20 protein-coding genes and 1 pseudogene are annotated in these 24,303 nt (G+C 63.3%); 4 read left to right on the top strand and 17 right to left on the bottom strand.

What is annotated here, in order from left to right:
• The first annotated feature begins 194 nt into the window (after positions 1 to 194).
• On the top strand, positions 195 to 1,220 hold the full coding sequence (gene adhP / locus ACWFUC_RS09445; RefSeq protein ID WP_259434206.1) for an alcohol dehydrogenase AdhP: 1,026 nt from the start codon (positions 195 to 197) through the stop codon (positions 1,218 to 1,220).
• A gap of 168 nt (positions 1,221 to 1,388) precedes the next feature.
• Here adhP and ACWFUC_RS09440 read toward each other — a convergent pair whose 3' ends face one another.
• The 8 genes and pseudogenes from ACWFUC_RS09440 to ACWFUC_RS09405 all read right to left on the bottom strand — a co-directional run.
• Positions 1,389 to 1,997, bottom strand: coding sequence for a PqiC family protein (locus tag ACWFUC_RS09440; RefSeq protein ID WP_489624766.1), 609 nt, complete (start codon positions 1,995 to 1,997; stop codon positions 1,389 to 1,391).
• A gap of 52 nt (positions 1,998 to 2,049) precedes the next feature.
• Positions 2,050 to 2,565, bottom strand: coding sequence for a paraquat-inducible protein A (locus tag ACWFUC_RS09435; protein ID WP_034331222.1), 516 nt, complete (start codon positions 2,563 to 2,565; stop codon positions 2,050 to 2,052).
• A gap of 11 nt (positions 2,566 to 2,576) precedes the next feature.
• Positions 2,577 to 3,242, bottom strand: coding sequence for a DUF3313 domain-containing protein (locus ACWFUC_RS09430; RefSeq protein ID WP_259434205.1), 666 nt, complete (start codon positions 3,240 to 3,242; stop codon positions 2,577 to 2,579).
• 256 nt (positions 3,243 to 3,498) lie between these two features.
• On the bottom strand, positions 3,499 to 4,089 hold the full coding sequence (locus ACWFUC_RS09425) for a TetR/AcrR family transcriptional regulator (RefSeq protein ID WP_259434204.1): 591 nt from the start codon (positions 4,087 to 4,089) through the stop codon (positions 3,499 to 3,501).
• Positions 4,090 to 4,202: 113 nt separating this feature from the next.
• A complete protein-coding gene (locus tag ACWFUC_RS09420) occupies positions 4,203 to 5,708 on the bottom strand; it encodes a DASS family sodium-coupled anion symporter (RefSeq protein ID WP_489624765.1) in 1,506 nt (501 codons plus the stop codon).
• A 165-nt stretch (positions 5,709 to 5,873) separates the two neighbouring features.
• Entirely contained in the window at positions 5,874 to 7,208 is a 1,335-nt protein-coding gene (locus ACWFUC_RS09415) for a DUF3100 domain-containing protein (RefSeq protein ID WP_121044595.1), read from the bottom strand.
• A gap of 96 nt (positions 7,209 to 7,304) precedes the next feature.
• A complete protein-coding gene (locus ACWFUC_RS09410; protein WP_489624764.1) occupies positions 7,305 to 8,819 on the bottom strand; it encodes an aldehyde dehydrogenase family protein in 1,515 nt (504 codons plus the stop codon).
• A gap of 14 nt (positions 8,820 to 8,833) precedes the next feature.
• Positions 8,834 to 9,715: pseudogene (locus tag ACWFUC_RS09405) on the bottom strand (NAD(P)-dependent oxidoreductase); the annotation flags it as partial.
• 249 nt (positions 9,716 to 9,964) lie between these two features.
• Between ACWFUC_RS09405 and ACWFUC_RS09400 the strand changes: the two are divergent.
• Positions 9,965 to 10,879 carry a LysR family transcriptional regulator gene (locus ACWFUC_RS09400; RefSeq protein WP_034341250.1) on the top strand — a complete coding sequence of 305 codons (915 nt, stop codon included), beginning with the start codon at positions 9,965 to 9,967 and terminating at the stop codon, positions 10,877 to 10,879.
• 16 nt (positions 10,880 to 10,895) lie between these two features.
• On the opposite strand, the gene ACWFUC_RS09395 is transcribed toward ACWFUC_RS09400, so the two are convergent.
• From ACWFUC_RS09395 to msuE, 8 genes are all read right to left on the bottom strand, one after another.
• The gene (locus ACWFUC_RS09395) at positions 10,896 to 11,657 is read right to left on the bottom strand and encodes an ABC transporter ATP-binding protein (protein WP_489637566.1); all 762 of its coding nucleotides are present in this window, start codon (positions 11,655 to 11,657) and stop codon (positions 10,896 to 10,898) included.
• Position 11,658: 1 nt separating this feature from the next.
• A complete protein-coding gene (locus ACWFUC_RS09390; RefSeq protein WP_051057714.1) occupies positions 11,659 to 12,918 on the bottom strand; it encodes an SfnB family sulfur acquisition oxidoreductase in 1,260 nt (419 codons plus the stop codon).
• A 102-nt stretch (positions 12,919 to 13,020) separates the two neighbouring features.
• Positions 13,021 to 14,337 carry an ABC transporter substrate-binding protein gene (locus ACWFUC_RS09385; protein ID WP_039790040.1) on the bottom strand — a complete coding sequence of 439 codons (1,317 nt, stop codon included), beginning with the start codon at positions 14,335 to 14,337 and terminating at the stop codon, positions 13,021 to 13,023.
• Between the two features lie 46 nt (positions 14,338 to 14,383).
• A complete protein-coding gene (locus ACWFUC_RS09380) occupies positions 14,384 to 15,439 on the bottom strand; it encodes a branched-chain amino acid ABC transporter permease (RefSeq protein ID WP_489624763.1) in 1,056 nt (351 codons plus the stop codon).
• Position 15,440: 1 nt separating this feature from the next.
• Positions 15,441 to 16,337: a branched-chain amino acid ABC transporter permease gene (locus tag ACWFUC_RS09375; protein WP_489624762.1), complete on the bottom strand. Its 897-nt coding sequence runs from the start codon at positions 16,335 to 16,337 to the stop codon at positions 15,441 to 15,443.
• Positions 16,337 to 17,224, bottom strand: coding sequence for an ABC transporter ATP-binding protein (locus ACWFUC_RS09370; RefSeq protein ID WP_489624761.1), 888 nt, complete (start codon positions 17,222 to 17,224; stop codon positions 16,337 to 16,339). The genes ACWFUC_RS09375 and ACWFUC_RS09370 overlap by 1 nt, the downstream gene beginning before the upstream one ends.
• Positions 17,221 to 18,372: a dimethylsulfone monooxygenase SfnG gene (gene sfnG / locus ACWFUC_RS09365; protein ID WP_489624760.1), complete on the bottom strand. Its 1,152-nt coding sequence runs from the start codon at positions 18,370 to 18,372 to the stop codon at positions 17,221 to 17,223. Before sfnG ends, ACWFUC_RS09370 begins: the two co-directional genes overlap by 4 nt.
• A gap of 222 nt (positions 18,373 to 18,594) precedes the next feature.
• The gene (gene msuE, locus ACWFUC_RS09360; protein ID WP_489624759.1) at positions 18,595 to 19,155 is read right to left on the bottom strand and encodes an FMN reductase; all 561 of its coding nucleotides are present in this window, start codon (positions 19,153 to 19,155) and stop codon (positions 18,595 to 18,597) included.
• A 436-nt stretch (positions 19,156 to 19,591) separates the two neighbouring features.
• Here msuE and ACWFUC_RS09355 point away from each other — a divergent pair, with 436 nt between their 5' ends.
• Positions 19,592 to 20,734, top strand: coding sequence for a sigma-54 interaction domain-containing protein (locus tag ACWFUC_RS09355; protein WP_489624758.1), 1,143 nt, complete (start codon positions 19,592 to 19,594; stop codon positions 20,732 to 20,734).
• A 126-nt stretch (positions 20,735 to 20,860) separates the two neighbouring features.
• Positions 20,861 to 23,011 (top strand): TonB-dependent siderophore receptor, encoded by a 2,151-nt coding sequence (locus tag ACWFUC_RS09350; RefSeq protein WP_489624757.1) that lies wholly within the window; start codon positions 20,861 to 20,863, stop codon positions 23,009 to 23,011.
• Positions 23,012 to 23,088: 77 nt separating this feature from the next.
• Here the strand turns inward: ACWFUC_RS09350 and ACWFUC_RS09345 are convergent, their stop codons facing one another.
• Positions 23,089 to 24,303: an aminotransferase-like domain-containing protein gene (locus ACWFUC_RS09345; RefSeq protein ID WP_489624756.1), complete on the bottom strand. Its 1,215-nt coding sequence runs from the start codon at positions 24,301 to 24,303 to the stop codon at positions 23,089 to 23,091.

Raw genomic sequence — 24,303 nt, 5'->3', positions numbered from 1 at the left:
GCAAAGGCATGCGCAACTGCCCTCACCTTGTTTTTCAACGATGGGCGACATGGATCAATCCATGCGCAATCATCGATTGTCGTCGTGCGGCACGCGGAGGATATTGACGCTTGCAGGCAGGAACAACAGTTGGCCATTGCAGCACAAGGCCGCGTCCTGCCCTGGCATCCCGTTGATCCCCCCGAGGAGTGCATATGACGCAAATGATGAAAGCGGCCGTCGTCCGCGAATTCGGCAAGCCCCTGTCGATTGAACAAGTGCCCGTCCCCACGCCTGGTCCGGGCCAGATCCTGGTCAAGTTCGAAGCCAGCGGCGTCTGCCATACCGACCTGCACGCCGCCCATGGCGACTGGCCCGTCAAACCCACACCCCCGTTCATTCCCGGCCACGAAGGCACGGGCTACGTCGCTGCGCTGGGCGCGGGCGTGAAGCACGTCAAGGAAGGCGACCGCGTCGGCGTGCCCTGGCTGCATACGGCCTGTGGCTGCTGCTCGCCCTGCCGCACCGGCTGGGAAACCCTGTGCGCCGAACAACAGAACACCGGCTATTCCGTCAACGGCAGCTTTGCCGAATATGGCCTGGCCGATCCCAACTTCGTCGGCCACCTGCCTGCTGGCCTGGACTTCGGCCCGGCAGCCCCAGTGCTGTGCGCAGGCGTGACCGTCTACAAGGGCTTGAAGGAAACCGAGGTGCGCCCCGGTGAATGGGTGGTGATCTCCGGCATCGGCGGCCTGGGCCACATGGCCGTGCAATATGCCAAGGCCATGGGCATGCACGTAGTCGCTGCCGACATCCACGAAGACAAACTGGCGCTGGCCAAAAAACTGGGCGCCGACCTGACCGTCGATGGCCGCGACCACAATGCGGTGGCCGAAGTCCAGCGCATCATCGGTGGCGCGCATGGTGCGCTGGTGACGGCGGTGTCGCCCAAGGCGATGGAACAGGCGTTCGGTTTCCTGCGTGCACGCGGCACCATGGCGCTGGTGGGCCTGCCACCGGGCGACATCAGCCTGCCGGTGTTCAATACGGTGTTGAAGCGCATCACCGTGCGCGGCTCCATCGTCGGTACGCGCCAGGATCTGGAAGAGTCGCTGGTCTTCGCGGCCGAAGGCAAGGTGGCGGCGCACTTTACCTGGGACAAGCTGGACAACATCAATGCCATCTTTGCGCGCATGGAAGAGGGCAAGATTGATGGGCGGATTGTGCTGGACTTGACCTGAGTACCCGAAGCCAGTGCAGAGCAGCACCATGAAAAATGGCAGCTCTTGGCGGAAGCTGCCATCTTCAGTGCACCTGCTGCTCCGTCATCGCTGAGACGACGATATCTGCCGTCACATCGGGATGCAGACCTCCCAAAGCCGATGCCGCCTGCGCGGGTGACTCCAGTATTACTTGAGGAGGGCAGCCACTGCTCTGGCGGCGACGGCCACATCGGCGGCCACGCTGTTGGAGAGTTTCTGGAATGCGATGACCTGGCCTTCGACCCCCTCCACAATATCCAGATTCAGACTGGTTCGTCCCACGATGCTCTCATCCGCCGGAATCGCTTTTACCTCCCATTCGACGATGCCGGAAAAACGACGGCCTCCGTTGAAATCGGACTTGGTCAGCGTGGCGGAAATCTGCAGCCGTCGCGCTTTTCCCTTATCGCTCTGGTGATACAGATCCACTGCATCCAGTCGCTGCTGCAGCGCCAGGGAGATCGCCGTCCGCAGTTCGTCCGGGAGCGGTGCCGTCCACTGGTCAGCAGATGCCGGGGTCATGCTTCCATCGCCGTGTCCGATCATGATGCGTGAGCTATTGAGCGCTTCCGCTGTCCTGACCGGCAGCACCTCGATGAGCAGCGCATCGCTGTCGCGACTGGTGATGTGACCCGAATTCTTCATGTCGACATTCACATGGTTGCTCAGCGTGTGATACCGCATGCCGGTGCTGCTGCATGCCACCAGTCCAATGCACACTGGCAGCGCAATCAACAGGCAAATCAGTTTGCTCATCCGGCGGGCAGCCGGCGCATGGTGCTGATGCCGATCTGGCCCGTACTCCATCTCACCTCCACAAGTCACTTGAGTCGCTGACCAGCAGTGCAGCGAAAAGAACGATCAACATGCTCAGCGATGCCAGGGCGATGCCCGGCACCAGGGATGCAATGAGGCTGACCTGGCAGATGGTCACCAGCATTCCCATGATGTACATCTGGATCATCGTGCAGGGCCGCATCCTGTTGAAGACGCGGACAATCCGGTAGCGGGAGATCGCTTTGGGCGGCGTACCGCGCAGCAATCTGAACGCCATCGACAGCATCTCCAGCAGTGGATAAACGATGGTGGTGATCAGCATGATGAGGTACACCGTTCCGGATCCGGAAGAGTTGCTCAGCATCAGACATTCGATCATGGTGACGCTGACCACTGCGCGCCCGACCATCATGTCGGCAATCGGGAAGATGTTGCCGACGACGAGCAGGAACAGCGCAGAAAACACCAAGGGCAATCGCAGGTCTGCCTTCATGCCAATGCTCTCGACGAACTCGCCTGCTTCGCCCGCTTGCACATGGATAGTCAAGGGTCGGGGTGCTAACGCAGTTGGACAAGCAGTGCTTTCGCACCTTTATCAATCCCGGCCTTGGAGGCACTGAGAGCGCCCATGCTTGCGCCGATATCCCACGGCTTCGGATACTGCTTGGTGATGTAGGCCTTGAGCAGTCGCTTGTCAGAGGCGTCGTACACCTCGACCGAATAGATGATGGAACCACCGACGAGGGCCTCCCGGTCACGCGCATTCTGGACTGCGTTGTAGAGGCCGCCGCCAATGTCGAAACGGGTAAAGGTCGATATCACGGCGGTGTTGGTCTGCGCGCCGGTCAGGGTGAGCTTGATCAACAATGCCTTGCGCGTGCCTGCATTGCTCAGGCTGAAGCGGCTGCGCAACTCCTCCGCAAATTTCTGTTGCATGTAGTTGGCCAGCGTCGCCTTGTCCTCCTCGCTCATGCTACCGAACTGATTGTCAGCGCCCCGATAGATGGCCACCGGCGGCAAGACCACGGCCTCATAACTCGTCCAGTCGACCGGTTGCGAATAGGAAAAGGGGACACGACCGGTACTGTCGCCTTCATTGGCGGTCAATACCTTGGACGAGTCGATCCCGGTGTATTTCACGGGATCCGAGCTCGCGCACGCGGTCAATATGGCGCAGACAAGCGCAACGAAGCACAGTCGCTTCACCGTATGGGAAGAACGCATGATGTATTTCCTTTGTAATGTCAGGCCTGGCTTCAATCGCATGAGCGAAGTCCGCAGCGCGGCGTGAAGTCGCCAGGACAGCCAGAGGTTAACGACCCATCGCCCCCGATCAGGCTGGGGATGGGGCACGGCGGCTGCACTATGGCCATAGCGCGAGATCACTATAGCACCGAATTACCGGTTTACATACCGTCCAGACGGTTTTTATTTTAAATGAGACGGATATGCCACGGAGTTGCCAGCGACACCCGGCGACTCAGTGCTTGCGTGGCTTGGATTTTTGGGGAGAGTTCTTTGTCCAGCGCGACTCATCGAGCAGGAGATCGAAGCAGCGTTGCCGCTCCTGCTCGGAAAGTGGGCACATATTGAAGAGCGAGGTCCAGAGCAAGCCGCGCGCAGCGGTCCAGCGGAGAATCGCCAGGTCGGGGTCAGCGGCCTCATTGCGGATGGCCGCAACGTGATCGGCGTCGGTCCTCTTGACTCCCTCCACGAGCGAGGGTTGCTCGCTGATGGCACCAAGAATGGCCAAGGCCACCGAATGCGGCTGTTTGGAGGCTTCGCGCAGGACGGAAATCTGCATGGCCAGGGCAGGCTCGGAAGAGTACTTGCCCTCCCCTTCCAGGAACTCACGTGCGAAATGGCCGAAGTGCACACGCTGGTTGTCCAACAGCGCCACCAGCACAGCCTGCTTGGTGCGGAAATGATGCAGGACGCCGCCCTTGCTGATTCCGGCCTCTTTGGCAATGGCATCAATCGTCAGCTTGTTTGCCCCGTCGCGGGCGATCACGGAGAGTGCAGCTTGGATGATGAGCTGCCTCGATTTTTCCGAGCGTGTGGAGTTTTCCATTTCTTGAGCGTCAAAGCTGACTGGCGAAGCCCGACACAATAGCCGTTTCTGCCAAGGGGCGCAAATGCTCCGGCTTCGCCCCACGAGGTCAGATCAGGATCAATGTCGGTCGCCTACCAGTATCCCAACAGCTTCCACCACACCATCCCCACCGTCGCAAACACCAGCAATTCCACCGCGGCCATCACGAAACCTACACCCCACCACTTGCCCATGGAGACGTAGCCGCTGCCGAAGATGATGGGCGAAGTACCGGTTGCGTAATGGGTCAGCGTCATCATCACGCCCGAGCCCGCGGTCATCATCAGCATGAAGGGGACCACGTACTGCGGCGGCAGCAATTGCGCGCCCACCGTGAGGAAGGCCAGCATCATCGCGCTGATGTGTGCCGTGGTACTGGCGAAAAAGTAATGCGACAGGACGAAGACCAGCAGCAGCACTGCAGCCACCGCGATCCAGCCCATGCCGCTGGCCACGATGGCGGCCTTCATGCCTTCCGAGAACCAGGCCACCACGCCGGTCTTGTTCAACTGCTCGGCCAGCATCACCAGGGCGCCGAACCACACCAGCGTATCCCACGCGCTCTTTTCCGAGAGCACATCATCCCAGTCAATCGTGCCGGTGATGATGAGCACGAACAATCCAACGAACGCCACCACCGTGGGATCGAGCGTGAAGGCCGCCCCCAGCAGCATGGCCGGGACATTGGCCCACAGCAGAAGCAACAGCGCAAAGGTCCCCAGCATCACCTTTTCGCTGGCCCCGAGTTTGCCCATCTTGTCGAGTTCGCTGCGGGCGTAGTCCACCGCATTGGGCGTGGACTTCAGCTCCGGCGGCGAGAGCAGGTAGATCACCATCGGCATGATCAGCAGACACACCAGGCCCGGCAACAGCATGCACAGCGCCCAGGTGGTCCATGAGAGTTGCAGCGCATGGCCGGTGGCCTTGGCCACATAGTTGACCACCAGCGGATTGGGCGCGGTGGCGGTGAGGAACATGGCCGAGGTGATCGGATTGGCGTGATAGTTGACCAGCGCCAGATAGGTGCCGACCTTGTTCTGCGTGCCCTTGGCCGGATCGGAATCGAAGGCGTTGGCAATCGACTTCATGATGGGATGCACGATGCCGCCGCCACGCGCCGTATTGCTGGGCGTGAACGGGGCCAGCACCAGTTCGCAGATGGCCAGCCCGTAGCCGATGCCCACCGTGCGCTTGCCCAGCAGCGCAATGAACATCAGCCCGACGCGGCGGCCGAGCCCGGTCTTTTTCAAGCCACGCGAGATCAGGATGGCTACCACGATGAGCCAGATCAGCGGATTGGAAAAACTGGCCAGCGCATCGGCAATCGCACCCTTGGAGGAAGTCGAGGTGACCTGCGACAGCGAGACGATGACGATGGCCATCATCGCCATCACGCCGATGGGCATGACCTTCAGGATGATGGCCACGATGGTGGTGAGGAAGATCGCCACCAGTGCCCATGCCTTGGGCTCCAGCCCCGCCGGGCAGGGCGTGAGCAGCAGCAGGATCAGGACCGCCGTGGCGATCAGGGCCGGACCCAGCTTGAACGGAACGGCATCATTGAAATACTTGAAGGTGGCTTTGAGTTGATTGAACATCACATCATCCTGGGACGGAAACTGGAAGCATGAAAGCAAGATGGCCGCACAGCCTGTTGCCGTGCGGCCATCCTGGTGCCAAGTATAGTCAGCCGGGTGAGTGCGCTGTTGCGCTCATTGGCGATGTTTTGATCTGGGCCAGCCAAGCCTCAGTTTTATGGACCCTCAGTGGAAGATCTCGGCCACCAGTGTGGCACCGATGAAGGTACCGGCGTTGGCGGCGAAGGACACCAGCACGATGCGCCAGCCCAGGCGGCGGAACGCCGGGATATCCTTGGCCAGCGACAGACCGGCGAAGGTCAGCATCACCGGTGTCACCGACAGGAAATTGATCTTGCCGGTCAGCGCCACCAGTTGTGCGGCCCACGGACAGAGCGGCGAAGTCAGCGCCATGGCCACGATGGAGACCCAGCACACCGCCGGCACCTTGCGGCCGGTCAGGCGGCACAGCATGTCGCCCACGGCCACTGCGGCCACGATCACCAGCATGCCCGGCAAGGTCTCGACGGGCTTGCTGCCATACAGGATCCAGTCGCTCACCAGCGTCAGTACTGCGGCCACGCCCCAGGCTCCCCACTTCTGCAGTTCGCTCAGTTCCGGAACTTCGGCATGATCGCTGGCCGTGACCTGGCTCTGCTCGGTCGAGGCACGCGTGGTGCGGCCCAGGATGGGCTCCAGAATCCGATAGCCATACACCGCCAGCGGCAGCGAGATGAACAGCGTGAAGTAAGTCCCCAGCGTGGTGGTGATCAGGTTGCTGGCGGCGGCGAAGGTCATGACATCCTTGGCCACTTCCGCGGTCTGCTGGGCAGCCACGGCACCGGCGGCGGCGGCCATCATGCTGCCCGATCCGACACCTGCGCCCATGGCCAGCGCGTAGGGATGGAAGATGTTGAGGCTGGCCAGGAAACCGGCCAGGATGGCGATGAACACGGCACCGAACAGGGTGCCGGTCAGATACTCGGCCAGCACGCCGCGTCCCTCGGGAGAATCCATGCCATAGCGCTCGCCGATGATGGCCAGGCTGGGTTCGCGCCCCACCGAGAAGGTCGCACCGATGGCTTCGCGCTTGATGCCCAGCAGCAGTGCCAGTGGCAGGCCGATCAGGATGGTGCCGACGAAGTGGCCCAGCTCCTGGAAGGCCAGCGCCCAGCCGGCGGCGGCCAGCTTGGGCAGCGAACTGCCGACCATCAGGCCGAGTTTGGCGATGAACAGCAGCAGCGCCGGCTGCAGCACCGACGCCGCACGAAACTGCAGGGACGTATCCAGGCGCAAGGGCGCGGGCATGGACTTGTGCAGCAAGCCCAGCAACCCGCCCATGATGATGGCCCACACCATCGGCAGCAACACCACCTTGCCCGGACCGACATTGAGCGTGACCGAACCGATCCAGTCCGCCAGCAACATCACGATGGCCGTGAAGAAGTACAGCTTCAGGAAGGGAAAGCGGGTCCGCTCTCCCTGTGGTTGCGCGACATGGCTTGCGTAGCTTGCTTGCATCTTGCTTCTCCCTCGTGACGTTGGCCGCCCGGCATCGGCCGGGCAGCCCTCTGTGATGGTGGATCGGTCGGTGTGGTGCTGCCTGGAACGGAATCGTCAGCCGGCGTAGCCGAAGGGCGTGGCCGGATTGGCTGCGGTCTCGACCCACACGCTCTTGGTCTGCGTGTAGTCGTAGAGCGCTTCCATGCCGCTGGAGCGCCCGTAGCCGCTGCGATTGAAACCGCCGAAGGGCGAGGCCACGTTGATGGTCTTGTAGCTGTTGACCCAGAAGGTACCGGCGTTCACGCCCGCAGCCACCCGATGCGCACGTGCCACGTCGCGCGTCCACACCGCACCGGCCAGACCGAATTCGCTGTCGTTGGCAATGGCGATGGCCTCGGCTTCATCCTCGAAAGGAATGGCCACGGCCACCGGACCGAAGATCTCCGCGCGCGCCACCTCCATCGCATTGTTGGCCTGCGCCAGCAGGGTCGGCCGCACGAAATAGCCCTCATCGCCATAACGCGTATGACCGGCGGCCAGGGTCGCGCCCGCTTCCAGTCCGCTGGCCACCATGCGCTGGATGTGTTCGTACTGGCGGCGGTTGTTGATGGGCCCGACTTCGGTGCTGTCCTCCAGCGGTGCGCCGAGCCGGATCTTTTCCGCGCCGGCCGCAACCGTCTCGACGAACTGCTCATACACCTTGCGCTGGACCAGCAGGCGCGAACCCGCCACGCAACTCTGTCCGGCCCCCGAGAAGATGGCCGCCTGCGCACCGAAGGCGGCCAGGCGCAGGTCGGCATCATCGAAGATGATGTTGGCCGACTTGCCGCCCAATTCCAGCACGCAGGGCATCACGCGTTCGGCGGCGGCCTTGGCGATGAGCGCACCAGTGGCGGGCGAGCCGACGAAGATCACCTTCTTCACCGACCAGGTCGCCATGGCCTGCGGCACCATGCTCTGGCCGAGGCCGGCCAGCACGTTGACCAGCCCGACCGGCAGACCGGCCTGCTCACCGAGGCGCGCGATGGCCAGCGACGAGAACGGCGTCAGCTCCGAGGGCTTGAGCAGCACCGCATTGCCGGTGGCCAGCGCCGGACCTAGCTGCCAGCCACAGGTAAAGGCCGGGGCATTCCACGGCGTCATCTGCAGCACCGTGCCATAAGGTTCGCGGCGGGTGTAGTTCAGGTGCGAACTGGGGACCGGAATGACTTCGCCATAGAACTTGTCGGCCCATCCGGCGTAATACTCGAACATCTCGGCAACCTTCTGCATCTCGGCACGGCAGTCGCGAATCGGCTTGCCGGAGGAGATCGCTTCCAGCCGCGCCAGGGCTTCGGCCTCGGCTCGGATGACTGCGCCCACCGCATACAGCGCGCGGCCACGGGCCGCATGGCTCAGTACCCACCACTGGCGTTGCGCACGCTGGGCGGCCGCGGCAGCGGCCTCCACGGCGGCGCCACCGCCATCACGGTAGCTCAGCGAAGGGCGGCCGGTGGCCGGGTTGTAGAGCTGGATGCTCTCGCCCTGCCCGGCCACGAGCTCGCCGTTGATCCAGGAGCCGATTTCCTTGGCTGCGGGGAAGAAATGGCCGAAGGCCAGCATCAGTTGGTCTGTGTCATGGGGCTGCATGCGTGCTCCGGCAATCAATGTTGGGAAGGTTCGATGTAAGTCACGATGCGGTTGAAATCTTCCGCATCGGCCAGGCGCTCCACGCTCCCGGCCCACAGCCGCCCGGCTTCCTGCGCCAGCGGCGTGGCACTCCCGGTCTGTTCGATCAGGTTCATGGCCAGGCGCAGGTCCTTGCGCATCAGTTTCATGGTGAAGCCGGAATCGAAGGCTTCATTGAAGATCCAGGTCGGATAGAAATGCTCGATCACCTTGCTGTTGGCCGAGCCGGCGGCCAGCCCCTGGAAGATCTGGCGCGCATCCAGTCCGGCAGCCGCAGCGATGCGCGCGGCCTCGCCGGCGATGAGCAGATGGGTGCCGGTGACCAGATTGTTGAGCAGCTTGGCCACATGCCCGGCACCCACCGGACCGACGTGCACGCGCTTGGCGCTCATCACGGCCAGCACCGGTTCGATGCGCGCCACGATCTCGGCGCTGCCGCCGATGACCATGCCCATGGTGGCCGTGGCCGCGCCCTTGGGGCCGCCGCTGACCGGCGCATCGACCAGTTCCATCCCCGCTGCCTGCAACTCGGCCGCCAGGCGGCGCGTGCTGTTGGGGTCGGCGGTGGTGGTATCGACGATCACCAGTCCGGCCTTGCCACTGTGCAACAGCCCGCCCTCGCCCAGCACGACCTGCTCCACGATGTCCGAGGTCGGCAGCGACAGCACCACCAGTTCCACCGCCGCAGCCAAAGCCGCAATCGTCTCCACGCAATGCAATCCCCGCTGCGCCAGCTCCGTGCGGGTCGCTTCGAGGGCGTCATAGCCGGTCACCTCATAGCCCCCGCGCTGCAGGGAAAATGCCATCCCACGGCCCATGTTGCCCAGGCCAATCACTCCGATTTTCTTCATCCTTGTCCTCTGCGTTCTCTTGCGATCAACTCATCTTCACCAAATCGAGGCAGGCTTGCGCCAGCGTGATGCGCGGCTCGCACCGATTTTGCGCATCGCAGCAAAATCACCGAAATACACCACAAGATGCACGGTGTTCACTGTGTTTTGCGCGAACTTGCCTTTGATGGACGTTGAGTTTGGCGGCTTTGATCACTACAATCAATCCGCACAGATCATGTTTATTGTTCTAATTTCGAGAACACGGAGAATCCGATGGGCGAGACCCTCAACGACCACCGCATCGCCTATCTGCACGAGGCAGTACGCAGCGGCAGCGTGCGCGCTGCAGCGGACGCGCTCGACATCGCGCCTTCGGCGGTGAGCCGCCAGATCAGCCTGCTGGAACAGGAGTTGGCGGTGCCGCTGATCGAACGCCACAAACGCGGCGTCAGTCCGACCGAGGCCGGGGCCCTGCTGCTGGAGTATTACCGCGAGCAGCGTTCGCACCAGTCCGACGTGCTGGCCAAGCTGCAGGAGATCCGCGGACTCAAGCGCGGATCGATCAACATCATCATGGGGGAAGGATTCATCTCGGACATGGTGAGCGGACCCATCAAGCAGTTCTGCAAGAAGTATCCGGAGATCTCACTGGTGCTGGATCTGGCCGGCACCAACGAGGTCGTCAGTGCGGTCGCGGCCGATGAGGCGGAAATCGGGTTGGTTTTCAATCCGCCGGTGGAAGCCAAGATCGTCAGCCGCGCGGTGGCGCGCCAGCCCATGTATGCCATCGTGGGACGGCAGTTTCCCTTGCTGGGCAAGGTGGAATCGGTGACGCTGCGCGAGCTGGCGGCCTATCCGATGGCGCTCACGCATCTGGCCTATGGCACGCGGCAACTGGTGGAAGCCGCCACGCTGATCGAGAAGACCCGTCTGACGCCGACCATCACCACCAACTCGATTGCCATCCTCAAGCATTTCGTGAAGTCCGAGCTGGGCTTCACGCTCTTGCCCCTCTTCGCGGTCACTACCGAACTGGCGGCGCGTGAACTGTACGCGATCCCGGTGCGCAATACGCTGCTGACACGCTCGGAGGCGCATCTCATCACGCGCACCGGACGGCAATTGTCGACGGCGGCCAACCGGCTGCTGCAGCACCTGAGTACGCGCATGAAGGCCTTTCAGGATTAGGGCCTGTTCACGCAGGTCAGGCGGCCTGCGCGACATTGCCCTCGCCGAAATAGAAGGCCTGGATATCGGCACGCTCCCGCAGCGCCCGGGCGTCGCCGCTCAACACGCTGTGCCCGTGCTCCAGCACCGTGGCGCGATGCGCGTACCGCAGCGCCACCGCCGAATTCTGTTCGGCCACCAGCAGGGCCACGCCCTCCTCGCGGTTGAGCCGGCTCAGCTGCGCAAAGATGTCCGCCACCACCTTGGGTGCCAGCCCCATCGAGGGCTCATCCAGCACCAGCAGGCGCGGCCGCGAGATCAGCGCGCGGCCGATGGCCAGCATCTGCTGCTCGCCGCCCGAGCACAGCCCGGCCAGGCTGCGGCGACGCTGATGCAGCAGCGGAAAGAAGGCATAGATACGATCCAGCGCCTCCCGCAGCACGGCACGCCGCGTGAAGTGCGCGGGCCAGCCGGTGAGCAGATTCTCTTCCACGCTGAGGGACGAGAAACAATGCCGTCCTTCCAGCACCTGCGCCAGTCCCTGCCGCACCAAGTCGGCAGGACTGCTGCGCGCCACCTCCCGCCCCTCGAACAGGATGCGCCCGCCGCGCACCTGCCCGCGCTGCGCCGCCAGCAGATTGGAGACCGCCTTGAGCGTGGTCGACTTGCCCGCGCCATTGGCCCCCAGCAGGGCGTGGATCTCGCCCGCCTGTACGTCCAGGCTCACATCCTGCAAGGCCAGCAGCGCGCCCTGATAACGCACCTCGATGGACTCGATCTGCAACAGCGGCGCACTCATCTCAGCTCCATGCGTGGAAAGGCGGCTTGACGCCATTGAGGTAGTAATTGCCGACGATGGCATATTTCCATCGCACCGGATCATGCAGCGTGTGCGTGCGCGCATTGCGCCAATGGCGGTCCAGGTTGTACTGGCCCAGCGTGGAACGCGTGCCCGCCAGCTCGAACAGCTTGTTGGTGGCGTGGATGGCGATCTCGGTGGAGAGTACCTTGGCTTCCGCCGTCAGGATCTGCGCTCGCGCCACGTTCTCGGCATCGGGGGCGGCGACGGCCGCATCGATGGCGCGGCCCGCGCGTTCCAGCAGCGCTTCGCTGGCATGCAGGCGGATCTGCAGGTCGCCCACGGCCTGGATGGAATACGGATCTTCCCAGGCGTGATCGCGCTGGCTGTCGATCCACGGGCGCGACTTGGTGCGCACGAAGTCCTGGGTATCGGCAATCGCGGCGCGGGCAATGCCCACGTCCACCGCAGCCTGGATGATCTGGAAGATGGCGCCGTCGGCGGAGGGTTCGAGGTAGCCCTTGTAGGCCGGGATCAGATGCGTCTTCGGCACTTTCACCTGATCGATGATGACGGTGCCGCTCAGGGTAGTGCGCTGGCCGAAGGCTGACCAGTCGTCGATGACGGTCAAGCCCGGTGCATTGCGCTCGGCCACCACGTACCAGGTGCGGTTCTCTTCATCATTGGCGACGATGGGCACGTAATGCGCCAGCAGCGCGCCGGTGGAGTAGAACTTCTTGCCGCTCACGATGACGTGGTCACCGGCATCGACGAAGCGCGTCTCGAAGTCCGCAGCCCGCTTGGATCCCGACTCGGAGAAGGCATTGCCCCAACGCACGCCGCGCAGGAAATCGGCGAAGAAACGCTGTTGCTGTTCCGGATCGGAAACGGTGCGCACCGCCGCCACGAAGCCCAGGTGATTCTGCGTGATCTGGCCCAGCGACGGGTCGGCCGCGGAAATGATGGCGATCACTTCGGCCAGCGTGGCATAAGAGACTTCGGCCCCGCCGAAGGCACGCGGCACGTTGATGGCCCACAGGCCGCTTTGCGAATAGGCCTCGATCTCTTCCACCGGCCAGCGGCGCAGCTGGTCGCGTTCGGAAGCGCCTTGCGCCAGGCGCTTGGCCAGCGTGTGGGCGACGGCGATGGCTTCGGCGTCATCACGGATCACGTGCGCCGGTTGTGCCGCGCGCGGCAAGCCGGGTACCGGGCCGCTGGCGGGAGAATAAGACTGTGTGGAGGGGGCGAGCACGGCAGACATGGTCGGACCTTTCAGAAAAAATGGAGAAGTGGAAGAAGACGGCAGGTGGTCCCGCAACAGCGCATCAGTGCATCACTGCATCACCGCAGGACCGCCCTGCCCTCAGTCATCGATGCTCTTGCGCACCTTGATGTTCTTTTCCTTGGCATAGGCCAGGGCGGACTTTTCGATGATGGGACGCAGCAGTTTCCAGTCCGGGGCGATCCAGTCGGAGACCACGTTCCACTGCTTGCCATCCCATTGCTGGAAGGCCACCAGGCCATCGCCTTCGTGGTTGTCCCAGGTCACGTGGATGGAGTGGAACAGCCCCTTGGCACCGAGTGCAGCCGTGCGGGCCTGGTCGATATTGAGGTTCTCCAGACCCCAGCGGATTTCATCCCCGGTGAGCGTGCGCTTGCCGAATTTGGCCTGGGCGATGCGGATCGCTTCCACGTTGAGGATGCCGTTGAGCACGCCGAGATTGTGATAGACGCTGCCGATGCGCTTGGGATCCTGCAGGTTGCCCTTGCCAGCGCCGTAGACGGTCTTCTGGATTTCCTGCAGCACCGGATACTGCGCGCCTGCGGCCACGGTGGTGATGGCCACATAGCCCTTGGCCGCGTCACCGGCCGGGATCACGTCTTCCTCCGAATTGGACCAGACGTTGCCGATGATGTGATCCGCCGGGAAGCCCGACTTCTGCGCCGTCTTCAGCGCCACCGGATTCATCACGCCCCAGCCGCGCAGCACCACATAGTCGGGCTTGGCGCGGCGGATCGCCAGCCATTGCGCCTGCTGGTCATTGCCGGGGTGCGGCACTTCGATCTGCTGCAGCGAGAAACCATATTTTTCCGACAGCAGCTTGTAGATCGGAATGGTCTCCTTGCCATAGGGCGAGCCGTGATACAGCACCACGATCTTCTTGCCCTTGAGCTTGTCGCTGCCGCCTTCCTTGCTGGCGATGTAGTTGACGATACCCGAGGTCTCGCTGTAAGGGTTGAGCAGCAGCGGGAAGATGTACTTGAACACGCGCCCATCGGTGGTGTCGGTGCGGCCGTGGTTGATGGTCAGCAGTGGCACCTTGTCGGCCGTGACGCGGTCCAGCAGCGCATAGGCGATGCCGACCGAGAGCGGGTTCCAGGTGGCGATGTTGGGACGCTGCTTGAGGCGCTCGTAGACTTCCACGCCGCGCTCCACTTCGTACTGGGTCTCGCCTTCTTCCCAGGTCAGCTTGACGCCGCCCACGCCGCCGTCGCGCAGGTTGACCAGGTTCAGGTAATCGATGAAGCCGCCAAAGAAGCCGGTCCCGCCAGCCGCATACGGACCCACCCGGTAACTCTGCAGGGGGAAGAATTGTTCATCGGCATGGGCATGTTGCAGGCCTGCAGACAGGAGGGCTGCGGAGAGAATGAAGGTTTTTAATAATTTTGCGTGCAGCATGGTGAGAGAGCTTCTCCGTGATGAGGGTGGAAGTGAAGGTAAATAGTTATGGCGCAGGCGCGCGCTTGTGAAGGCGACGCCGTGCGCGTTCCCACAGGGCAGCCAGGCCCTGTGGCTCGACAATGAGGAAGAAGATGATCAACGCCCCCAGCACGATGCGCTGGCTCATTTCCAGCACGCCCGAGTCGAACCACTGCCCCAGCAGCAGGCTGCCCAGGCGCGACAGCAGCAGCGGAAACACCACGATCAGCGCCGCCCCCAGGAAGGCCCCGCGAATGGTCGCCAGCCCGCCGATGATGACGATGAAGAGAATCTGCAACGAACGATCCAGATTGAAGCCGGCCGGCTCCACCGTGCGCAGGTAGACGAAGCCCCACAGCACACCGGCCACGCCGATGACGAAGGACGACACGGCAAAGGCCAGCAGCTTGGTGCGCAGCACCGGCACGCCGATCACGCGGGCGGCCTGTTCGTTGTCGCGCACGGCGATGAAGTGATGGCCGGTCTGGCTCTGCACCAGCCGCCAGCACAGCAAGGTCAGCACCGTGACGATGGCCAGCGCGAACAGGTAGCGGCCCGCCGGCGTATCGAAGGCCAGCCCGCCCACCACCAGCGGCGGCGCATCGATCACGCCGGACGGATTGTCATTGCTGAACCAGCTGAACTTGACCAGCACCCACTGCACAAAGAACTGCGCTGCCAGCGTCGAGACGGCCAGATAGAAACCGCGCAGGCGCAGACTGGGCAAGCCGAACACCAGCCCGATGGCGGTCGCCGCCACGCCCGCCAGCGCGATGGAGAGCAGCAGCGGCAGGCCCTCCACGCGCAGGTTGAGGTTGTAGGCGGCGAAGGCGCCCACCGCCATGAAGGCCGAACTGCCCAGCGAGAGCTGGCCCGCGTAACCGGTCAGCAGATTGAGCCCGACCGCCGCCAGCGAGAGTGCCAGGAAAGGAATCAGCAAGGCATCGATGACATAGGGCGAGGCGAACCAGGGAAGAATGACCCAGGCCACTAGCAGCAACAGCAGCCAGGGCGCGGCACGCCGCCACGAGAGCCCGCGCAGGGGCAGCACGCGCGGCGATGAAGCGAGAGAAGTCGTCATGTCAGGCCCTTTGCCATGCGCGCTGGCCGAACAGGCCACTGGGCCTGACCAGCAGGAAGGCCAAGGCGGCCACGTAAGCGAACCAGCCTTCGATGCCGCTGCCCATCAGCGGACCGAGATAGACCTCCGCCAGTTTTTCCAGCGCACCGATGAGCAGGCCACCGACGATGGCCCCCAGCACCGAATCGAAACCGCCCAGCACCAGGACCGGCAAGGCCTTCAGCACCACCAGCGACAGCGAGAACTGCACGCCCAGGCGCGCACCCCACAAGAGACCGGCGATCAGTGCGATCAATCCTGCCGTGGCCCACACGGCGGCAAGGATGCGCGGCAGCCGCAAGCCCACTGCCAATGCGGCAAACCCGTCATCGGCCAGCGCGCGGAATTCCAGTCCGAGGCGGGTGTAGCGGAAGAAGGCCGACAGCAGCGCCACCATCAGCGCCGCCGTGGCAGCGGCAAAGAGATCGAAGGAAGAAATCATCATCCCGCCCAGTTGCAGGGGCGTATCGGCGATGCCCAGCTCCAGCGCATGCACCTGCGTGCCCCACAGCAATTGCGCCGCGCCCTCGATCACGTAGGACAGACCCAGCGTGGCCATGAACAGCGTCATCGGCGACTGGTTCTGCAAGGGACGCAATACCACCCGCTCAATCGAGAGGCCCAGCAGGATCATCGCCGCCAGCGTCAGCAGCAAGGCCAGCGCGAAAGGAACACCGCGCTCCACCAGACTCACGAAAGTCAGCGCGGCAAACAGCAGTTGCGCGCCCTGCGCAAAATTGAGCACGCCCGAGGTCTTGTAGATCAGCACGAAGCCGATCGCTACCAGCGAATACATCACCCCCGAGAGCAGGCCACCGGACAGCACTTCGGCGAAGAACACCCAATCGAAGTCAGCCATCACGCGGCCTCCTGCGTGGTGTGATGCTCAGGCTGGGCCACGCCCAGATAGGCCTCGATCACGGCGGCATCCTGGCGCACCTCGGCCGGTGCGCCATCGGCAATCTTGCTGCCATGCTGCAGCACCACCACGCGGTCGGAGAGTCCGAAGACCAGGCCGATGTCATGTTCGATCAGCAGAATGGCGGTCCCGAACTGATCGCGCGCGGCGCGCACGAAATGCGTCATCTCGCTTTTTTCGGTGACGGTCATGCCGGCCATCGGCTCATCCAGCAACAGCACCCGGGGTTGCGCCACCAGCGCGCGCGCCAGTTCCACGCGCTTCTGCAGGCCGTAGGGCAAGCCGCCCACCGGACGCTCCGCATGCGCGCGCAGGTCGAGGAAGTCCATCATCTGCGCGGCCAGTGCACGGGCCTCGTTGCGCTCGCGGCGGGCGCGGCCGAGACCGGCGATCTGTTCCACGAAGCTGGCCCGCATCGCATCGACGCGGCCCAGCACGATGTTGTCGCGCACGCTCAGGCCCTTGAACAGGGCCAGGTTCTGGAAGGTACGCGCCACGCCCAGCCGCGCCAGGCGTGCCGTGGGCACCTGCCGGAAACGCTTGCCGGCCAGGCTGACCGTGCCCTGCGTGGGCCGGTACAGTCCGCTCATGACGTTGACCAGCGAACTCTTGCCCGCGCCGTTGGGACCGATCACGGCCAGGATCTCGCGTTCATGCAGGGCCAGGTCGACATGGCGCAAGGCCTGCACGCCACCGAAGGACAGGCTGATGCCCTCCAGTTGCAGGACCGGCGCGACGCCGGCCTGCACCGAGCGCTGCGCCGATGTGCCGGCGTCTGCCCCCGCATGGGCGGGCAGCGCGAGCTCAAGCGTGCCGCTCATGCTCATGCCACCGCTTCCAGTGTCTTCGCCTGCTGTGGTGCAGCCGCTGCCGTGGCCTGACGCGCTTCCAGTTCACGCACCAGCGGCAACACTTTCTGGCCGAAGTATTCGACTTCCTCGATGAAGTGCAGGAAGCCGGTCAACACCAGATCCACGCCGATGGCCTTGAGCGCGACGATGCGTTCGGCGATCTGTTGCGGTGTGCCGATCAGGTTGGTCTTGAAGCCGTCGTTGTATTGCACCAGGTCGTCGAAGGTGGACTTGGCCCAGTTGCCCTCGCCTTCGGGCGAAGCCTTGCCCGCCTGCTTGACCGCGTCGCCGAAGGCGTGCACCGCCTCCACGTGGGCGTGGTCGATGATGTCCTGCAGGACGGCTTGCGCTTCTTCTTCGGTATCGCGGGCGATCACGAAGGCGTTCACGCCGATGCGCACCTTGTGGCCGTTCTGCGCGGCCTTGGCCTGGATGTCATCGATCTGCGCCTTGAGGCCCTCGATCGTATTGCCGTTGGTGAAGTACCAGTCCGAGACGCTGGCCGCGTTGTCGCGCGCCGCGCGCGAGCTGCCGCCCTGGAAGATTTCCGGGTGCGGCTTCTGCACCGGCTTGGGACTGAGGGTGTAATTGTTGAAGCGATAGAAATCGCCCTTGAAGGTGAAGTCATCCTGGGTCCAGATGCCCTTGAGTGCGCGGATGAATTCATTGGAACGGCGATAGCGTTCGTCATGTTCCAGCCAGGGTTCGCCGATGGCCTGGAACTCGCCCTTGAACCAGCCACTGACCACGTTGATGGCGATGCGGCCCTGCGAGATGTGGTCGATGGTGGCGATCTGCTTGGCCACCACGGCCGGATGCCACGGACCGGGCAGGATCGCGGCCAGCACCTTGAGCTTGGTGGTGGCGTGCAGCAGGGCCTGGCTGAAGGAGACCGACTCGTGCTGGTATTCGGCACCATAGCCGGCGGTGAAACGGATCTGGCTCAAGGCGTATTCGAAGCCGGCCTTTTCCGCGGCCACCGCCAGGCGCTGGTTGTACTCCAGGCTCCAGTCGGTGCGTTGCGGGATCGTGCTCACCACCAGGCCGCCGCTGACGTTGGGAACCCAATAGGCGAACTTGACGGCATCGGTGCGGGGGACGGTGATGGACTGTGCTTGGCTCATAAAAAATCTCCTGTGGACCTTGTGGTCATCAAAAAGAATGGATGTAAGGGCAATGCAATGGACAGAATCAATGGATGCAAATCAATCTGAAACCGTTCGGACTGAGTAGGCCCGCCAGGGCCGTATCGAAGACGCGCATCTGACGGAGCGTCCTTCGATACGCGGCAAAGCCGCTACTCAGGATGAACGGTGTCTGGCGGCACAACCGAATCAGCAAACCCACTAGCTCGGGACTGTGCTTGTTGCCAGCGCCTGCAACACCGGCAGCGCCCGCTGCACGGTCAGGGCAATGCGTTCCTGCAGGGCCGCACTGATGATGGTTTCGTTGTCGAACTCCTGGGCATTGGCATACACGCCCAGCGGCAGCGTGAGCGCCTGGAAGAAGGCGAACAGCGGACGCAACTGGTGATCGATGGCCAGCGCATGGCGATCGCTGCCGCCGGTGGCGGCCAGCAGCACGGGCTTGCCGAACAGCGACTCCTGCGGCACCAGGTCGAACAGATGCTTGAACAACCCCGAATAGGAGCCGCGATAGACGGGGCTGCCCGCCAGCAGTACATCGGCGCTTTCAATGGCGGCGATCTTCTGGCGTACGGGGTCGGGCAACTGCGCCAGTTCAGTGGCACTGAGCAACTGGCCGCTCAGCTCGGAAAGCGCCACCACTTCCGTCTGGATGGCGATGTGCTGGCCCACCTGCGCTGCAATGGCATTGAGCAGGCCCAGCGTACGGGAGGGACGGCGGCCGCTTCCGGCGACGATGACGACTTGCAGGGGACGGCTCATGAAGAAGGCTCTCCTTGGATGACTGAAGGAAGGACGCAATCGCATCCGCCCTCCTCATTCAGCGAAGAACGTGCCACCCTGCGAAACCTTTCAAATCAAGGACTTGCAAAAATCCGGACTACTGCTGCAGCAGCAATCTGCTCACGCGCTGCTGCTGAAGCAGCAGGAAAGTCGCCCTGATGTTTCTCTTTATTTACTAAGTTTTCCAAGCTGTATGACAGCTTTGCATTCCTGTGCCGATGCTGTCGCCAGACGGCGACGGATGATCGTCAGTTCCTTGTCAGACAAGCTTTTGCGGGCGATGACCCAACGTATACCGAGCATGCTTATGCTGAATTGGTCGTTAATTCGCTCTTTGCATATTGTTAGAATCATTTCACCTTCCCTTCCTGCCTCTCCCCCCGGAGCAGGAGATTCCACAAGCCCGGAGCCTGATATGCATGCCAGCCCTCGCTCTGCCCATCTGTATGCGCTGCCCTCTTCGCCGGAGGGTGATGGCGACGTTGCCGCGCGCACCGCATCGCCGCTGCTGACCTTGCCGCATGCGCGCAAGCTGGGCACGTCCATTCGCGCCACGGCGCAGGTGTTCCACGATCCGGTCTCGGTGGCTTTGCTGGAACGCGTACAGCGTGTGGCACCGAGCGATGCCAACGTGGTCATCATCGGTGCCACCGGTACCGGCAAGGAACTGATCGCGCGTCACGTGCATGCGTTGAGCCATCGCCGTGATGCGCCCTTCGTGGCCGTGAATTGCGGTGCGTTTTCGGAGAGCCTGGCCGAGAGCGAATTGTTCGGCCATGAGAAAGGCGCCTTCACCGGTGCCATCGCGCACAAGGCCGGCTGGTTCGAGGCGGCCAACGGCGGCACGCTGTTCCTCGATGAAATCGGCGACCTGCCGCTGGCCATCCAGGTCAAGCTGTTGCGGGTGCTGCAGGAACGCGAAGTGGTGCGGCTGGGATCACGGCGCAGCATTCCCATCGACGTGCGCGTCATTGCCGCCACCAACGTGCGCTTGCAAGATGCGGTGGCGGCCGGCCATTTCCGCCAGGATCTGTATTACCGGCTGCAGGTGGTGCAACTGGCCATTCCGCGTTTGCGCGAGCGGCCTGCGGATATCCTGCCGCTGGCCTATCACTTCCTCCATGAATATCGCCAGCGGCTGGGCTATGGCGCGCCCCGCATCGATGCCGAAGGCGAACGCAAGCTGCGCGAGCACGACTGGCCGGGCAATATCCGCGAACTGGAAAATGCCATCCACCATGCGCTGCTGATCTGCCAGGAAGACAGCCTGCGCGCCGAGCACTTCCATCTCTCCCATGTGGAGCGGCGCCCGGCCTACGCCGCGCATGGCGGCATCGATTGCAGCAACGATCCCTTGCAAGCGCTGGAACAGGCCTTGCAGAACCTGTTCAATCAATCGCAGGCGGGCCTGTTTGAAAAAATCGAAGACACGGTATTTCGTACCGCCTTCGAGTTTTGCGAACGCAATCAGGTACAGGCCGCGCGCCTGCTCGACATCAGCCGCAACGTGCTGCGGGCGCGGCTGATCCGCAACGGGCAGATCTCGGCGCTGAAATGACGCTCATTGCAAAACAACAACTTGAACAGACTTTTCTTCACAACAAACTTACAATTTCCCAACAATTGTTAACGATTATCATTTATATTCATCGGCCCGATTATTTGCCTGGCTGTTTGAATACCGATGATGATGCACCGAGGATTTGCGACTTCCCTTCCCTGCCGCTGCGCCACCAGCGCCGCGTGGCTGCTGACCAGCCTGCTCGCGGTTGCGCCGCTGGCATGGGCCGACGATGCGGCCACGGCCGCCGGCAGCAATGCAGCGGCCTTGCCCGAGATCAGCGTCTCTGCTGGCCGCGACCAGGCCAGCAGCAGTTACAACGCCACCAGCACCAGCGGTGCCACGCGCACCGATACCCCGCTGATGGAGCTGCCGCAGTCGGTACGCGTGATGACCACCCAGCAGATCGAGGACCTGGGTGCGGTGCGTCTGGCCGATACGGTCGATTACGTCAGCGGCATCAGCCGCCTCAACGACTTCGGCGGCACCTGGGACAACTTCGCCATTCGCGGCTTCAGCAGTACCGACATGGGTTTCCTGGTCAATGGCTTCCCCGGTTCGCGCGGCTACAATCCGCGCCGCGATACTGCCACGATCGAACGCATCGAGTTCCTCAAGGGCCCGGCCGCCGCGCTCTATGGCAGCAGCGAGCCGGGCGGCACCATCAACATCGTCACCAAGAAACCGCAATTCACGCGCAAGAACAGCGCCGAACTCAGTGCCGGTACTGGTGGCCTGCGCCGTGCCACGGTCGACAGCACCGGTCCCCTGAGCCAGAACCTGGCCTATCGCCTGATCGCCATGACCGAGGAAGGCGACAGCCGTTCCAGCCTGCTCAACAACCGCCGCTCGCTGGTGGCCCCCTCGCTGGCCTGGGTGATCGACAAGGACACCCTGCTGAACTACGAGGCCGAATTCCTGCAGGCCAGCACGCCGCTGGACCGCGGCCTGATCAACGTGCGCGGCGTGCTGGGCACGCTGCCGCGCGACCGCGTCCTGAACGAACCCTCGGATGGCAACATGGCCATGCGCAGCAATACGCATCAGCTGACGCTGGAGCGCACGCTGTCCGAGCAGTGGCGTGCCAGGCTTGGTGCCAGCTACAAGGAAAGCAGCTTCGATGGCTATTACACCGAAGCGGCCCTCTCCAATCCGCTGGCCGCTGACAACCGCACGCTCAACCGCACCCGCACCTGGCGGCAGCTTCCCTCGCGCGATACCTCCTTCCAGGCGGAGCTGCAGGGCAACTTCAACACCGGTGCCATCGGCCACACCCTCCTGATCGGTGCAGAAGCATCGACGCTGTGGATGAATACGGAAATCCTGCGCTCGGCCAATACCCCCATCGATATCTACAATCCGGTCTACGGCAGCCCGTTGCTGCCGCTGACCAACCGCACCAGCAGTTCGGACGAAAGACAGCGCGTGAAGGGCGTGTTCGTGCAGGACCAACTGAGCCTGTCGCCGCAATGGAAATTGCTGGCGGGTGTGCGCTGGGATCAGTACAAGCAGAGCATCGAGAACCGCGTGGGCGGCGTCACCACCACCTCGCAGCAACAGAGCGCCGTGTCGCCGCGCGCGGGCATTACCTATCTGCCGACGGCCTGGAGTTCGGTGTATGTGACGGCGGGCAAATCCTTCCGTGCCAACAGCGGCGTGGATGCCAGCGGCCGCGCCTTCGATCCGCAGCATTCGACCGCCTATGAAGCCGGCCTCAAGCTGCAGACCACGGATGAACGCCTGGGGGCCAACTTCGCGGTCTACGACATCACCAAGACCAATGTGCTTACCGCCAGCGATACGCCCGGTTTCCAGGTGGCGGCCGGCGAAGCCAAGAGCGCCGGCTTCGAGGCCGATGCCTATGGCCAGATCGATGCGCACTGGCGTCTTTCGGCCAATTTCGCCTGGGACAATGCGCGCGTGACCAAGGACAAGACCCTGGCCGCCGGCACGCGCCTGGCCAACATCCCGGCCTACAGCGCAGGTCTTCTGGTCATGCGTGAAGATGCAACGGCCAATGGCGCGCGCTATGGACTGGGGGGCGGCGTGAACTACGTCGGCAACCGTTCGGGCAATACCGCCGACACCTATTCGTTGCCGGCGTATGCGACGGTCAAGCTCCTGAGCTACTGGCAGGTGAGCAAGAATGTGCGGCTGTCGCTGGACGTGCACAACCTCTTCAACCGCAACTACTATCCCGGTTCGTGGAACAACCTCTACGTGATGCCGGGGGCGGAACGCACTGTCGTGGCGCGCATGAAGATCGACCTGTAAATCGTTTCCACGACGCCGCAATGACAACGCCCCGATCCGCACTGCGCATCGGGGCGTTTTTCATGCATGAAGAAAAGTCATGCTTGCACGTGCATCCATTCCTCGTGTGCCTGCTTGAGGCGAGCCACGCCGTCGATGATCTCCCGAGGCTGGGCATTGGCGAAAGAAAGTCGCCAATGGCCCGGATCGGATGGCGTGGCATAGAAGGCGCTGCCCGGCACGTACATCACGTTGTGGCGCACCGCGGTCTGCAGCAGTGTCGTGGCATCGGTGCCATCCGTCCAACTGGCCCAGATGAACATGCCGCCTTCCGGGGCGATCAGCGAGAGACGATCGCCGAAGGCTTCGCGCAAGGACGACAGCATGATCGCGCAACGTTCGCGATAGGTGGCGATGATGTGTGGCAGATGGGCCTCCAGATGCCCGGCCTGCAGATATTGCGCCGCCACCATCTGCATCCACGGCGCGGTGCACAGGTCGCCGGTCTGCTTGGCGATCACGGCACGGCGCAGGATTTCCGAGGGGCCGCACATCCAGCCGATACGCAAACCCGGTGCCACGATCTTCGAGAGACTCGACAGGTACACCAGCCAGTCGCGCGCACCCTCGATCTCCTGCGCCACCTGCAGCAGCGGCGGCTCGGCCTGCCCGGAAAAACGCAGCTGGCCGTAGGGATCATCCTCGATCACGATGAACTGGTAACGCACCGCCAGCGCAAGCAAATGACGGCGGCGCGCCAGCGGCAAGGTGGCGCCGGTCGGATTGGCGAAGCTCGGCACCAGGTACAGCAGCTTGGGCCGGGCGCCCGCCAGCAGCAAGGCTTCCAGGGCATCGGTATCCATGCCTTGGGCGTCACCGGGAATCTCCAGCAATTCGGCATGCGCCAGGCGCAAGGCCTGGATCGCCGCCGGATAGCAGGGCCGCTCGATGACCACGCCATCGCCCGGCTCCAGCAGGATGCGCAACAGCAGTTCAAACCCCTGCTGTGAACCGGTGGTGACAATCAGTTCGCCCGGATCGGCACCGCCGATGCGCGAACGCGTGACCTGCTTGAGCACTTGCGCAAGTTGCGCCGCCCCTTCGGTGGCCCCGTATTGCAGGCAGGCCGCCGCTGCACTGTCGAGCAGGGTGGCGGCGCTCTTTGCCAGCCCTTGCGTATCGAACAGCGCCGGGGCCGGATAGCCGCCGGCAAAGGAGATCATGCCGGGTTGCTGCGTGTACTTGAACAGCTCCCGGATGGGCGACCCCTGGGGCGACTGGAAGGCCGGATTGAAACGATAGGCTGCGGTCAT

The organism is Herbaspirillum sp. Her4, assembly GCF_057961335.1.
This window is presented reverse-complemented; position numbering and strand designations above follow the sequence as displayed.

Bases quoted from the DNA above. Each gene is read 5' to 3' on its own strand.
- adhP (WP_259434206.1), top strand. From the start codon at position 195: ATGACGCAAATGATGAAAGCGGCCGTCGTCCGCGAATTCGGCAAGCCC.
- ACWFUC_RS09440 (WP_489624766.1), bottom strand. From the start codon at position 1,997: ATGAGCAAACTGATTTGCCTGTTGATTGCGCTGCCAGTGTGCATTGGA.
- ACWFUC_RS09430 (WP_259434205.1), bottom strand. From the start codon at position 3,242: ATGCGTTCTTCCCATACGGTGAAGCGACTGTGCTTCGTTGCGCTTGTC.
- ACWFUC_RS09425 (WP_259434204.1), bottom strand. From the start codon at position 4,089: ATGGAAAACTCCACACGCTCGGAAAAATCGAGGCAGCTCATCATCCAA.
- ACWFUC_RS09420 (WP_489624765.1), bottom strand. From the start codon at position 5,708: ATGTTCAATCAACTCAAAGCCACCTTCAAGTATTTCAATGATGCCGTT.
- ACWFUC_RS09415 (WP_121044595.1), bottom strand. From the start codon at position 7,208: ATGCAAGCAAGCTACGCAAGCCATGTCGCGCAACCACAGGGAGAGCGG.
- ACWFUC_RS09410 (WP_489624764.1), bottom strand. From the start codon at position 8,819: ATGCAGCCCCATGACACAGACCAACTGATGCTGGCCTTCGGCCATTTC.
- ACWFUC_RS09400 (WP_034341250.1), top strand. From the start codon at position 9,965: ATGGGCGAGACCCTCAACGACCACCGCATCGCCTATCTGCACGAGGCA.
- ACWFUC_RS09395 (WP_489637566.1), bottom strand. From the start codon at position 11,657: ATGAGTGCGCCGCTGTTGCAGATCGAGTCCATCGAGGTGCGTTATCAG.
- ACWFUC_RS09390 (WP_051057714.1), bottom strand. From the start codon at position 12,918: ATGTCTGCCGTGCTCGCCCCCTCCACACAGTCTTATTCTCCCGCCAGC.
- ACWFUC_RS09385 (WP_039790040.1), bottom strand. From the start codon at position 14,337: ATGCTGCACGCAAAATTATTAAAAACCTTCATTCTCTCCGCAGCCCTC.
- ACWFUC_RS09380 (WP_489624763.1), bottom strand. From the start codon at position 15,439: ATGACGACTTCTCTCGCTTCATCGCCGCGCGTGCTGCCCCTGCGCGGG.
- ACWFUC_RS09375 (WP_489624762.1), bottom strand. From the start codon at position 16,337: ATGGCTGACTTCGATTGGGTGTTCTTCGCCGAAGTGCTGTCCGGTGGC.
- ACWFUC_RS09370 (WP_489624761.1), bottom strand. From the start codon at position 17,224: ATGAGCATGAGCGGCACGCTTGAGCTCGCGCTGCCCGCCCATGCGGGG.
- sfnG (WP_489624760.1), bottom strand. From the start codon at position 18,372: ATGAGCCAAGCACAGTCCATCACCGTCCCCCGCACCGATGCCGTCAAG.
- msuE (WP_489624759.1), bottom strand. From the start codon at position 19,155: ATGAGCCGTCCCCTGCAAGTCGTCATCGTCGCCGGAAGCGGCCGCCGT.
- ACWFUC_RS09355 (WP_489624758.1), top strand. From the start codon at position 19,592: ATGCATGCCAGCCCTCGCTCTGCCCATCTGTATGCGCTGCCCTCTTCG.
- ACWFUC_RS09350 (WP_489624757.1), top strand. From the start codon at position 20,861: ATGATGATGCACCGAGGATTTGCGACTTCCCTTCCCTGCCGCTGCGCC.
- ACWFUC_RS09345 (WP_489624756.1), bottom strand. From the start codon at position 24,303: ATGACCGCAGCCTATCGTTTCAATCCGGCCTTCCAGTCGCCCCAGGGG.